Source organism: Collinsella aerofaciens, from assembly GCF_039752985.1.
In the GTDB taxonomy this organism is placed as follows: Bacteria; Actinomycetota; Coriobacteriia; order Coriobacteriales; family Coriobacteriaceae; genus Collinsella; species Collinsella aerofaciens_BT.
On sequence record NZ_JBDMHA010000012.1, the window covers coordinates 1 to 12360 of the forward strand.

General features: G+C 58.8%; 13 protein-coding genes. 8 read left to right on the plus strand and 5 right to left on the minus strand.

Features of this window, described 5'->3' with window-relative positions; translation table 11 throughout:
• Window positions 1-102 precede the first annotated feature (102 nt).
• From ABHR76_RS02670 to ABHR76_RS02680, 3 genes are all read right to left on the minus strand, one after another.
• On the minus strand, window positions 103-1038 hold the full coding sequence (locus tag ABHR76_RS02670) for a D-2-hydroxyacid dehydrogenase (RefSeq protein WP_138374864.1): 936 nt from the start codon (window positions 1036-1038) through the stop codon (window positions 103-105).
• A 129-nt stretch (window positions 1039-1167) separates the two neighbouring features.
• Window positions 1168-2055 carry a type I methionyl aminopeptidase gene (gene map, locus ABHR76_RS02675; RefSeq protein WP_138374865.1) on the minus strand — a complete coding sequence of 296 codons (888 nt, stop codon included), beginning with the start codon at window positions 2053-2055 and terminating at the stop codon, window positions 1168-1170.
• A gap of 55 nt (window positions 2056-2110) precedes the next feature.
• Window positions 2111-2887, minus strand: a complete 777-nt coding sequence (locus ABHR76_RS02680) for a radical SAM protein (protein WP_138374866.1) — start codon at window positions 2885-2887, stop codon at window positions 2111-2113.
• Between the two features lie 225 nt (window positions 2888-3112).
• Between ABHR76_RS02680 and ABHR76_RS02685 the strand changes: the two genes are divergently transcribed.
• From ABHR76_RS02685 to ABHR76_RS02720, 8 genes are all read left to right on the plus strand, one after another.
• The gene (locus ABHR76_RS02685) at window positions 3113-3910 is read left to right on the plus strand and encodes an alpha/beta fold hydrolase (RefSeq protein ID WP_138374867.1); all 798 of its coding nucleotides are present in this window, start codon (window positions 3113-3115) and stop codon (window positions 3908-3910) included.
• A gap of 211 nt (window positions 3911-4121) precedes the next feature.
• On the plus strand, window positions 4122-6002 hold the full coding sequence (locus ABHR76_RS02690; RefSeq protein ID WP_138374868.1) for a diguanylate cyclase: 1881 nt from the start codon (window positions 4122-4124) through the stop codon (window positions 6000-6002).
• 23 nt (window positions 6003-6025) lie between these two features.
• Window positions 6026-6382 (plus strand): Hpt domain-containing protein, encoded by a 357-nt coding sequence (locus ABHR76_RS02695; RefSeq protein WP_138374869.1) that lies wholly within the window; start codon window positions 6026-6028, stop codon window positions 6380-6382.
• A gap of 230 nt (window positions 6383-6612) precedes the next feature.
• Window positions 6613-7173 carry a hypothetical protein gene (locus ABHR76_RS02700; RefSeq protein ID WP_346976731.1) on the plus strand — a complete coding sequence of 187 codons (561 nt, stop codon included), beginning with the start codon at window positions 6613-6615 and terminating at the stop codon, window positions 7171-7173.
• Between the two features lie 8 nt (window positions 7174-7181).
• The gene (locus ABHR76_RS02705) at window positions 7182-7511 is read left to right on the plus strand and encodes a helix-turn-helix domain-containing protein (protein ID WP_117758382.1); all 330 of its coding nucleotides are present in this window, start codon (window positions 7182-7184) and stop codon (window positions 7509-7511) included.
• 144 nt (window positions 7512-7655) lie between these two features.
• Window positions 7656-8417 (plus strand): ABC transporter ATP-binding protein, encoded by a 762-nt coding sequence (locus tag ABHR76_RS02710; RefSeq protein ID WP_346976732.1) that lies wholly within the window; start codon window positions 7656-7658, stop codon window positions 8415-8417.
• On the plus strand, window positions 8414-9238 hold the full coding sequence (locus tag ABHR76_RS02715) for a hypothetical protein (protein WP_346976733.1): 825 nt from the start codon (window positions 8414-8416) through the stop codon (window positions 9236-9238). The genes ABHR76_RS02710 and ABHR76_RS02715 overlap by 4 nt, the downstream gene beginning before the upstream one ends.
• Entirely contained in the window at window positions 9222-10022 is an 801-nt protein-coding gene (locus ABHR76_RS02720) for a hypothetical protein (protein WP_346976734.1), read from the plus strand. Before ABHR76_RS02715 ends, ABHR76_RS02720 begins: the two co-directional genes overlap by 17 nt.
• Before the next feature lie 101 nt (window positions 10023-10123).
• Here ABHR76_RS02720 and ABHR76_RS02725 read toward each other — a convergent pair whose 3' ends face one another.
• Entirely contained in the window at window positions 10124-10951 is an 828-nt protein-coding gene (locus ABHR76_RS02725; RefSeq protein WP_006235234.1) for an ATP-binding protein, read from the minus strand.
• Window positions 10948-12255 (minus strand): IS21 family transposase, encoded by a 1308-nt coding sequence (gene istA, locus ABHR76_RS02730; RefSeq protein ID WP_346976735.1) that lies wholly within the window; start codon window positions 12253-12255, stop codon window positions 10948-10950. Before istA ends, ABHR76_RS02725 begins: the two co-directional genes overlap by 4 nt.
• Window positions 12256-12360: the final 105 nt, after the last annotated feature.

A 12360-nucleotide genomic window follows, 5' to 3' on the forward strand; every position in this document is an offset into this window, starting at 1 on the left:
GGCATAGACCTTCTGGTCATGCCTTGCCTTTTGAATGACAAATTGTCGCTCTGGGCGGCGCGCAGCGTCGACCGGTCCGCCGTTCGTTAGAACGGCGGAACCCTAATGTTCGATCCAACAACGTAAAGTTTCGCCGGCTTGCAGGTGACGCAGGTTCTCCGCGGCGATGTCGACCACATTGTTGAGCGTGGCTGCCAGGTGGAACCAGCCGGAGACGTGTGGCGTGATGAGCATGTTGGGCGCATTCCACAGTGGGCTTGTCTCAGGCAGCGGTTCGGGGTCGGTGACGTCGACCGCGGCGCCGGCGAGATGTCCCGACTCCAGAGCGGCAACCAAATCGTCGGCAACCACAAGATCGCCGCGGCCGCCGTTGGCAAAGAAGGCGCCCGGTTTCATCGCGGCGAAGAACTCGGCGTTCGCCAGACCGCGCGTCTCGGGCGTGCTGGGCATAAAGGACGTGACGATGTCAGCCTCGGCCAGGCGCTCGGGGAGGGCGTCCATGCCGTCCATGTCCTCAAACACAATGGGGTAGACGAGTGGATGGCGCTTGATGCCGCGGACGTGCGCGCCCATGTTGCGGCAGAGTGTGGCGAAGTGGCCGCCGATATCGCCCGCGCCTAGCACCAGCACATTGGCGTTCTTGAGCGAGGTGACCGGCCCCAAATCCTCCCAGCGATGCTCGCGCTGCAAGTCGTGATAGCCGGGCAGGCGCTTCATCATAGAAAGGACCATGGCAAACATATGCTCGCTTACGGCCTGGCCGTAGGCGCCCACCGAGCAGGAAAGCTTAGCGTCGGCTGGCACGGTGCCGGCGGCCAAGTAGTCGTCATAGCCGGCGGTCTGCAATTGTAACAGCTGGAGATGCTCGCATGCCGTGAGCATGCCAGGGTCGATGTTGCCCAAGATCACGTCGGCATCGGCGATCTGCTCGCGCGTGGCGGCGTCGGAGCTCGTGTAGATAAAGTCCTCGCCCGGAGCGCTCGACTCAAGAATTGCGCGATGGCGGTCATTGACGGGCAGCAAAACCAGGATGTTCACAAGCAGTCCTCTCCGCTCGACCTGCCAAAAAGGGACAGGTTTATTTTGGCAGGTTTTATCAGGCAAAACGTTTAAATAAAACGCCGGATGCAAGACGAGCGTGCCCGTCAGCATCCGGCGCATCCACGGCTACCAGCTCAGCAGCTCGTAGCCGTCCTCGGTCACCACGAGCTGTACCTCGCACTGGGCCGAATCGCTGCCGTCCTTGGTGCGCACGCACCAGCCGTCACCCTTGCTGATCTTGATGTCGGGCGCTCCGGCGTTGACCATGGGCTCGATGGTAAAGACCATGCCCGGAGCCATGATGGTGTCCACATCGGGTGCCTCGGTGGTAAAGCCCACAAACGGGTCCTCGTGGAACTCCTTACCGATGCCGTGTCCGCCGTACTCGCGTACCACACTAAAGCCGGCGTCCTCGACCGTCTTTTGCACGGCCTCGGCCATCACGGACAGCGGCAGCCACGGCTTGACGGCAGCCAGACCCGCCTCCACGCTGGCGCGGGTGACGTCGACCAGGCGCTGGCGCTCGGCAGAGACCTCGCCGATGCAGAACATGCGGCTCGAATCACTAAAGTAGCCGTCAAGAATCGTGGAGCAGTCGACGTTGATGATGTCGCCCTCGTGCAGCACGTCCGTATCGCAGGGGATGCCGTGACAGACCACGTCGTTGATCGAGGTGCAAACGCTCTTGGGGTAGCCCTCATAGTTGAGGTCGGCCGGCGTGCCGCCGTGCTCGACGGTGTAGTCGTAGATCATCTGGTCGATCTGGTTGGTGGTCATGCCCGCGGCGATGTGTTCGCCTGCGTAATCGAGCACGCCCACGTTGATGGCGGCCGAGCGCTTGATGCCCTCGATATCGGCGGGCGCCTTGTAGAGCGTGCGGGGCAAAACCTCCCAGCCCTCTTCCCACAGGCGCTCAAGGCGCTCATCAAAGGCGCTATGGCATTTCTTATATTTTTTGCCGCTGCCGCACCAGCAAGCGTCGTTGCGGCCGGGCACGGGTCCATTGTCAAACATGGCTAACTTCCTTTCATTCGCAGCTAGTATAGCCCACTCACAGGGCAGCTGCGCGCTAGTAGCTCACCTGGCAGGGAATGCCGAGGGCGCGCACGCGCGCGGCGATGGCGTCGAGGGCCTCGGGCGCTGCTTTGGCAAGGCCGGCGACCGGCGTCTCGCGAGCCACCGTGTAGATGGTCGCTTCTTGTGGGCGAATGCGCTCAAGTGCCGCGAGCCAGGGGGCAACGTACTCCTCGCCGGTGTTATCGAGAGACTTGCCCCGGTACTCACCGCTCAAAAACATCGTCTGGATAATAACGTGACCGTCAAAGCTTGCGAACGTCTCGATCTGGTGCTCGACGTCGTAGGGGCCAACAGGCTGGTCGAGCAGCTGGATAAACGCCGGGTCGACCGTATCGAGCTTGAGGATGTTGTCGTCGACCATCATGAGCGCATTGTGTACCTCGGGGCGGTCGGCGCGCGTGCCGTTGGAGAGCACGGCAATCTTGGAGTTTGGGGCCAGCTGGTCGCGAAGCGCGACGGCACCGGCGATGGCCTGCGGAAACTCCGGTGCGACGGTGGGCTCGCCGTTGCCTGCGAAGGTGATCACATCGGGGAGCTCGCCCTCGGCTGCCATATCGCGCAGCTTTGCCTCGAGCGCGTCGAGTACCACGGCAGCTGTGTTGTACGGCTCGTGACAGGGGCGCTCGGCGTTGAGGCCGTTTTCGCAGTAAATGCAGTCGAACGTGCAGATTTTGCCGCTGGCCGGCATCATGTTGACGCCGAGCGAGAGACCAAGGCGACGGCTGCGAACGGGCCCAAAGATGGGGCTGGCATTCAAAAACGTAGACATAGGCATATGCTCCTCAAGACAATTGTGCCTAAGCATAGCATCGGCTCCAAAGCAGGGTGCGGGCTCTTGCTTTACAAGTTTCGTTTTTTCACGTCGCTCATTATGCCGTGTCATGAAAAGCCTCGGGTCGGGTAAAGTTAATCTGTTAACAAGGCGTAAAGAAATGCGGGTCTATCCAGCCGTACTGACGCGCAACTGGATGGGCGTTGATGATGGGGGCACAACATGGATTTTACGGTCGAGAATGCGGGCACCACGATTGCCTGTCGCGAATATGCCGGCCCGGATGTGTCGCCTGATACTCCTGCCTTGGTGTGCGTGCACGGCGCTTGTGTCGACGGCACATTTTTCGACGGCATTGCATGTGAGCTCAGTCACAACTACCGCGTAATTGCCTACGACCGCCGCGGCTGTGGCGGCAGCAGCGAAGCGGCAGACGGCAGCTATGATCTTGCCGCTCAGGCCGCCGACCTGCAGGCCGTGATCGAACACGTTGGCGCTCCGACAAATGTGCTTGCGCACAGCGCCGGTACGTTGGTGGCGCTGGAGCTTCTTCGCATCGAACCCCATCTCGTCGCCCGTGCGATTCTGCATGAGCCGGCTGTGTCGGCCGAAGGCGTCGGCATGGGCGCGGCTCCGATTTTGCTCGATATGATTGCGGCTGGAAAGGTTTCAAGGGCGCTTCGGCTTTTCTTGGGAGCTCTCGGCGACTTGGACCCCGAGGCTCCTGGGACGACCGAAGCGGAAGCCAAGCATGCCCTGCGCAATGGTCGTTGCTTTATGGCCAATGAATACGGAACAAATATGACATATGCTCCCGACTGGGAGCGCGCCCGAGAATCAAAGGCGGTGTCGGCTGTGTTTTTGGGCGAGCTTTCGGTCGGTACACCCCGCGAGGCTGGCACGCGAGCGGCTGCCGAATATCTCGATTGCCCCCTTGTGACGATCCCGGGCGCGCATAACGGTCTGCGCGATCGCCCCGTTACGGCGGCAAACGCCGTTCGCGATGTCTTGGAGCGTTAGCACGCTCGATGACCTGCGGGGAGAGGGGCTGTTAGCGTTTCGTCATTGTTAACGAATGCGCCCATAACCGCGCGCCCGCGGCTCCATTACCGCCGTTTGCCAGGTCATAAAAATGTAACGATAATCGCGCGTTTGCCTTCAGCTGTTAGATGCTACCCTTGTACCAATTGATATGCACCGTTGCCGTGCGTAACGATAGGAAGGGCCCCATATGCTCAATAATCACGAGGTCAATCTAACCGACGAGGAGGCTGCCGCCGAGGTCGCCCGCGTCGCGAAGACCTACCCCGTGGTGCGTTTGTTGTCGGCCGATCAGATTAAGAGCGAGCCTAACTGCTTGCTCGCCGGCGATCGCTGCCCTTGTCTGCGTCAGTCGAGTCTTGAGGCCTTGGCAGGTTCCGATGATGTATCGGAGCAGCTGCTCAATGATGGTACCGAGTACCGCGCTCGCCTGCGCCCTCTGAAGGTCGAGGGCGAGCCTCACGTCCTGCTGATGGTGCGTCCGATCGATGAGCAAGAGGCTGCAGAAGAGGACCTCGTCTACACCGACGTGCTGACGAGTGTGCGCAATCGCCGATATTACGAGGAAAAGCTCCGTAGCGCCCGCATGAATGCCGGCGTTGCGGTGATCGACCTTGATGATTTTAGGGTCTTCAACGATACGTGTGGCCGTCATGCCGGCGACCTTGCGCTCGGTGCTGTGGCGACAGCCATACGCAGCGGAATTCGTTCGACTGACGAGCTTGTACGCTATGGCTGCGACAAGTTTGTGGTCGTCATGCCCAATATTCCCTCCGATGACTTCACCCGTCGCCTGCATCAGGTGTCCGATGCCGTTCATGCCACGATTGTTCCGGGCCATGAGCACGTGAGCTTGACGGCATGTGTTGGTGGCGTTCGCATTCATGGCGAGACGGTTGATGAGGGCGTTGGCCGCGCTGTCCAGTTACTGAGCCGTGCTAAGGCAAAAGCCGGTACGGTCGTGACCGATGGCGATTTCATCGAGGCCTTCCAAAGCGAAAAGCCTTTGGTGCTTATCGTCGATGACTCCGAGATGAACCGAGCCATTCTCAACGAGATGCTCAAGGACGAGTATTGCATCCTCGAGGCCGAAAACGGTCGTACGGCGCTCGATATGGTCGACCGCTATGGCGATGAGTTGTCGCTCGTGCTGCTGGACATTGTCATGCCGGGCGTGAGCGGCTTTGAGGTGCTGGCCGATCTGTCGCGCCGATCGGTTGTTGACAATCTGCCTGTCATCATGATTTCGAGCGAAGAATCCGACGATGTGGTTCTGCGTGCGTACGAGCTGGGCGCCTCGGACTATATCAGCCGCCCGTTTGACGCCCGTGTCGTGCGCCGTCGTGTAAGCAACACTATCCGTCTGTACGCCAAACAGCGCCGCCTGACGAGCCTGCTGTCCCAGCAGTACAACGAGCGCGTCAAGAACAGTCGCATGCTCATCGACATCATGGCCGGTGTCATGGAACTTCGCAATGGCGAGAGCGGCAGGCACGTTACGAATATCGAAAAGCTGACCGAGCTGCTGCTTGGCTGTCTGGTCCAGCGTAGCGACACCATTTCCCTCGACAACGAGGAACGCTCCACGATTGCCCTGGCTTCGGCGCTGCACGATATCGGCAAGATGGCGATTGACGATGCGATTCTCAACAAACCCGGACGTCTTACGTCCGAGGAGTTCGAGATTATGAAGACGCATACTACGATTGGCGCCGACATGTTGCTTGAGCTGGGCCGACATCACGTCGGCAATGCGCTTATGGAATATGCGTACCAGATTGCGCGTTGGCACCACGAGCGCTGGGACGGCAAGGGTTATCCCGATGGCCTTAAGGGCGACGATATTCCCATTGCCGCACAGGTGGTTTCGGTGGCCGACGTGTACGATGCTCTGACGAGCGTGCGCGTGTACAAGGACGCTATCCCGCACAAGGAGGCGATCCAGATGATCCTGAACGGTAAGTGCGGCACCTTTAACCCGCTGTTGCTCGACTGCCTGCTCGAGGTGCAAGACCGTATTGCCGAGACGTTGGCACGCCCCGCCGACGTCGTCGCGTTTCCCACGATCTAGTTTGACCAAAGGAGTTTTAATCCATGATTTCCATGCGTGAGGCGTATGAGAAGATCGGCGCCAATTATGATGACGCGTGCGCTCGGCTGATGGGCGGGGAAATGCTTGCCCGCTTTGCCCTCAAGTTTTTGGATGACGAGAGCATGGACAAGCTGGAGGCCGCCATGGCGGCGGGAGACGCCAAAGGTGCGTTTATGGCAGCGCACACGCTCAAGGGCGTGAGCCAGAATCTGGGATTCGATAATCTGTACGAGCCGGCGGTTGTGGTGACCGAGGCACTGCGCGGCGCCGATGCCGTTGACGGCGCTCGCGAGGGAATGCATGCGCTGCAGCAACAATATGCGGCAACGATGTCGGCTCTGCGCGAGGCGGCTGAATAAGAGCTTGCGTGCTTTGATGACAATGAGAGTGGATAATCTCCCGTTTTAGGCTCGGTGGTGGCCTCAAAGTGGGAGATTATCCACTCTCGTTCGATACGTGTCCAAAAATCCACTCTCACCCCTTCCGATTAGTGAATGGCCTATGCGCACTGGCGGGGCTTTCCGTATGCAATCTATATCGTTGTTCGATAAACTGTTCGAATAACGATAGAGTCGATGAGGGTGAGTGTATGTCCAACAGCGTTCAGCGTATGGCCAAGGCGGGCGAAAATATCAGGAAGCTTGGTTTTTGCATGGCAGCCGTTTTTGCAGGGATGCTCGTCGCTTTTGCCGCGTTGGTTGTTTACGTGATTTGGTATGCGGTTGAAAACGTTGCTTCTGTCGATTCTTTTGGTGTCGTGACGCTTCTCAATGGCGGGTGCATCGTTATCCCAAGCGGACTGTGCCTGGCACTCGTTGTGGGTATTTCGCTTGTCGTTTTGTGCGGGATCAGCCGTAACATCTCGCGGGGCGTCTCGCCCTTTACCAGGGCACATGTGCGGCTTATCCGTGTTCTTGCACTTGCCTTTGCTGTTAACACTGCGGTTTCGTTTGTTGGTGCCTATGGATCGGTCAATCTCACCATTGGCGGACTGGAGCTTTACATCGTGCCTCATTCCTTCGTTATTGAGATTTGCCAAGGCGCTACCTTTGATGCGGGGTCGTTTATCGGCGCAGTTGTCTGCTTGTTTATCTCGGCGATCTGGAGTTATGCCTCGCTGCTCCAAGAGCAGTCTGACGAGCTTGTGTAGGAGGAAACATGAGCTATCTCATCATCGAGCTTGAGACGCAGCTGCTTAAGACCGGAAAGACCAGCGCTGATCTGATTCGGGCGACGGGGCATACTCCGGCTAATATTTCAAAGCTTAGAAACGGAAAGATAAAAGCTATTCGCCTAAAGACGCTTCTTGATATCTGTGATGAGCTTGATTGTCAACCGGGAGATATTATTCAGCGCGTGAGCGAGAAAGAGCTTGAGGAGCTTATTGTCGAGCGCGCAAAAAATGTCGTGAGACAGATGCGGGACGGCGGAGGCAATGAGGTATCGCTTCCGACGTCAGTCTTCGCTGTCGATTTGAGTGACGAGTAGCTTAAGGCAAACAACTAAAACGAAGTATCAGCGTGAAGGGACCCGTGTCTAACACGGGTCCCTTCTTTTAGATTATCTTGACAAATATGAGTTATCGAAAAACAATAACAACCATGGAAAACGATAAAGGAAAGAAGGAACGATATGAGCGGTTTTTCTATCAAGCAGAACGGGGGTCCAATGAACGCATCAGCGATAAAGCTATCAAAAGTTTCAAAACGCTACGGAAAACGGCACGTTTTGCATGACGTTTCCTTCGAGGTGCATCAGTCTGAGCTCTGTGCCCTTGTCGGTGCAAACGGTGCGGGCAAAAGCACGCTTATTAAAATCGTCTTGGGCCTCTGCGAGCCATCTTCGGGGAGCGTGGAGCTCTTTGGAGGCAAATCAAAAAGAGAGCTTGGCCTGATGCGGACGCGTGTCGGCTATGTGCCAGATTCCAGCGGAGCATATCAATCTCTCAGCGCGGTTGAGAATCTTCAAATCCGATGTGCGGAATGGGGGCTTGATGAGAAACGTGAGGTTCCTCGCGTCTTGGGCCTAGTTGGGCTGGACGTCGATGAGAAAAGGAGCGTGAGCAGTTTTTCTCTGGGAATGAAGCGGCGACTTGATATAGCTACGGCTTTGTTGGGTGACACTGATCTGCTTATTTTTGATGAGCCAGCAAATGGGTTGGACCCGCTGGGCATCGAGAGCATATGGGCTCTTATCGGTCGATTGAATCGAGAACAGGGTAAGACCATGCTCATCTCTAGCCATGATTTGGATGAGTTGGCATCAGTTGCAACAAGTTGCGTGTTTATTCATGACGGCGAACTGCTGAAAAAGGAACCGATGGACATCATAAGGGATGAGGCATCGTCCCTAAAAGAGTATTACAGGCGCTTGATGAAGGCGGTCTCGCTATGAAGCGGGCGATCCATCCCATAAAGGCAGATATGATGCGTTTGCACAGGATGTTTCCGGCGAAGTTTGGTCTTACGCTTATGCTGGCGTTCGGCCTTCTTTTCGGTGTCTTTCTAAAAAACGGAACAACGTTGCTCGCCTTTGGCAATAGCGTTTTTGGGGAAGATATTGGTTTCTGCTGGAATGTAATCGATCCTTCTGCACCCGATGAGTCCCTTGTGCGCAGTGCTTTTGCCGGCACCTCCCTGTTCGTTCCGCTCATCGTTTGCCTGGCGATTTTACAGGAGCGCGGCTATGAAGAGGGATGCCGAATTTCTTCAGCAAGAGGTCTTGCCCGCTTTAACGGGGCTCTGGCACATGTACTTTCGTCTTCTTTAATAATCGGCGCAGCATATAGTGCGCTTTGCCTTCTTCTGTTTGCAATAGCGATAACACGTGGAGGGCAAAACTATGCGCATAGCATGCTGGCTACATTTTTGCCTGCGATGATAATCAACGCCGTATTGGTGATATCGGTTGCGTTGGAGACGGTGACCATCTATCGGATTACAAGCAGCGCCGTATTTAGCGGGGCTGTGGTAATAATCGGATTTGTCATGAGCTTGACACTCTACGGAACTTACCTTCAGACGCCCATACCATCCTTGCGATGGATTTTCTTTCTTCCGGGGCCGTACCTTGGAGTCGGATGTGCCCTTGGGTATAGCGATATGGGGCAGCTGACGCTTCTGGGATATGGCGCGGCAGCCAGTTGTCTATCGGTATTGATTTACGCTCTCGTGAGCTTTCGCGCTGGGGGTGTGCTCAATGGCTCGTCAGATTAAAAGACTTCTCCAGTCAGAATTGAAGCATGTGAGCAAATGGGCGTACGCCTTAATCCTGGTAATTTATGCGTGCATGGTGGTATTGCAGCTTAATTCTTTCCCGATGTGGTTCTGTAGCCTCCGTGAGAACAGTTTCTTGGGCTTTTTCCCAGACCCGACGCTTCGGCTATCGGCAGAGGATGTCCTTCTATTTGGTAATGCAGGGGTTTTTCGCGGCCTGCTGTTCAACGTAGCCCCGTTGGCTCATGCATTGTTCTTTCCGTTCATCGCGGCTTGCATTGTGCCGCGCTTTGTCAGTTCGGGCTTTATTGAGGAACCGTGGGGGTTGTCGGAGGCTCGGGGAGGGAAGCGTGTGTGCGCTATCGTTGCGCGAGTGGTGCTGTCTTCTTTTGCCCTTTTGGGCGCGTTTATCCTGTCGAGTGTCGTTTTGTACTGCCTTAACTGCGCGATCGTTTTAGATGCTCAGCAGTATTTCGACCTGAATATTTTTTGCTATCGACTTCTTCTGGCGAGTGTCGTCTGCCTTGCATACGTGGTCTCTTGCGTGATTGCTGTTTCCTATTTTGGGTCCGGCTTCGGTCCGATTGGCATGCTGTTGCTTGTCAACGTTGTAGCGATCTGCATACAGCTCGGGGCCAATTCCATGCTTCCGCTTCCAGCCTCGATGCTCATGTGGATTTGTGGCGTGACCCCGTTGGGGAATAGTCAATGCATTTCGATTCTAATTGACTGCCTAATAAACGTAGCAAGCGTTTTTGCCATTTGCTTTACCGTCGACTGTTAGCGCCGGAATAATTTAGCCAAATATAGTCGGCCGAGATTGACCAATCCCGGCCGACCCATTTTAGCCAACACGCCCGCATCTATGACTTTCCTATCGCATTCCTACATCCCCTCGGGCTGGATCCCCCTCACCTTCACCGCCTGGGGGACGGCCTCCACCGAGTAGGTGTCAAGCTCCCTGCCGCGGTAGCTCGGGCCCCGCATCACGAACACCGACGCCTTGTCGAACAGCCTGTCGAGGGCGCAGAGGAGCGTGTCGTCGCCCGTGAAGAACTCATCCCACCCGCTCGGGGCGATGTTGCTCGTGAGGACCATCGCGTTCGGCCCCTCCTTCTCGTAGCGCCTGTCGACGACATCGAAGAACAGGTCGGTGCACGGCCTGTCGTAGACGCATCTCCCCACCTCGTCAACGATGAGGCACGACGGCTTGACGAGCGAGGAGACGACCCGCGAGGTGTTTCCCCGCTGGACGGCCTTCTGGAACCTGTCCCTGAGCTCGGTCGCCTTTATGTAGTAGGTCTTGAGCCCCCGCATGCAGCACTCGCGCCCGTAGGCCTGCGCGAGGTGCGTCTTCCCTATGCCGCCGGGCCCGACGAAGGCGACGTTGCGGTGCGCGTAGAGGTCGGCCAGCGACGGGAGCTTGCCCAGCGCGGCCGCGTCCCGGCCCTGGATCCTGGAGAAGTCGAAGCCCTCGAAGGTCTTGGGCTCGCGCCTGGGCAGCCTGCTCAGCCTCAGCAGCGTCTCGATGGAGGCGAGCCTCCTCTTCTCCGCAAGGTAGGAGAAGGTGGCTGCCACGGCGGCCATCTCCCCGTCGCCGAGGTCGAGGTCCGAGGCGAGGGTCGCGAGCTCCTCCGCCCCGACGGCGATCCCGAGCCTCGACGCGGCGTCGCTCGCGAGCTCGTAGGGGCTCGCCCCCGCGCCCGCCATCATTCGGCCCTCCCGAAGTCGAACCTCTCGAAACCGGGTTTCGTCCTGGGCGGGGCGATTTGCTCGACCACGGTCCCCACCGGCTGGGTCGGCAGCTCCTCGGGCTGCGCCGGCGATGTCTCCCACTGCCCCTCGCACCAGCTGTCGGCGCCGGTGCCGACGGCGTGGGCGACGAGCTCGCGGGAGAGGTCGTCGCTGTATATGTGCACCACGCGCCCCTCCCGGTTCACCCTGCACTCGCGGCGGACGTACCAGTAGGGCACGCCGTAGCGGTGCCCCTCGAAGCTCACGAAGCCGTCGAAGGAGATCTTCCGGCGCGGGCACAGGTACCGCTCGACCTCGGCCGTGACCTCGAGCGGCCTGGTGTTCGCCGAGCACGCCGCCTCGTGCTCGCGCATCGGGACGCATGCCGCCGCGCGCCGCCAGCGGCCTCCCTGCTCGGCGCACCAGAGGGCGGCCTCCCGGTTGAGGGCGTCAAGGTCGGTAAAGGACCTTCCCGCGAGGAAGTTCCCCTTCACGAAGCGGACGAGCCTCTCCACCTTGCCCTTCGTATAGGGGTGGCGCGGCCTGCACAACCTGGTGCGGAAGCCGACGACGCCCATGAACTCGGCGTAGTCGGCCTGCCAGACGGGCCGGCCGTCGGCATCGCGGCGGACGACCACGCTCTTCATGTTGTCGGTGAGCACGGTCGCGGGCACGCCCAGCGCCGAGAACGCGTGCAGCATCCCGATGAGGAGGTTCTCCTGGCGCGCGTTCGGGAAGAACTCGACGTGGGCGCCCCCGCAATGGTGGCAGACCATGGCGAAGCGGGCGATCCGCGCCCGCTCCCCGCCAGGGCGCTCGACCGCGACGAAGCCCCAGTCCATCTGGTAGGCCTCTCCGGGCGCCGTCCTGAAGCGCTGGCCGCGGCAGCCCTGCGGGGCCGCCTGCCGCCTCTTCGCGGGCACGAGGTCCCGGTGCGCGGCGATATAGGTCTTCACCGTGGTGAGGCCGCCGGCGTAGCCCTGGCCGAGCAGCCGCTCGAATATCACCTGCGAGTTGGTGACGCCCTTCCGCAGGAGGTCGTCCACCAGGCCGGTGTGGCCGGCGAGCACGCCCGGCGCGGCCCTCCTCCCGCTGTTCCCGTGGGGCAGGGCCCTGAACCCGTGTGCCCTGACCGTCCTCGCGCGGGAGCGGGTGAGCCCCGTCCTCCTGCAGAACTCCGCGAGGTTGCATGCCTGCGGGTCGAACCCGTCGCCCTCCTCCGCGGCCATCTCCCGGAGCGCCGCGTCTATAATCTCCTGTAGGTCATCGTGTCTCTCGTTCACCTCAATGGTCCTCCTAACGCCGGCGTGTTGGCACCACCAGCGTAGTGGCGGCGGGGAGGCACGGTGGCCATTATTCGGTGACCGGGATTGGTCAAAATAGTTTGA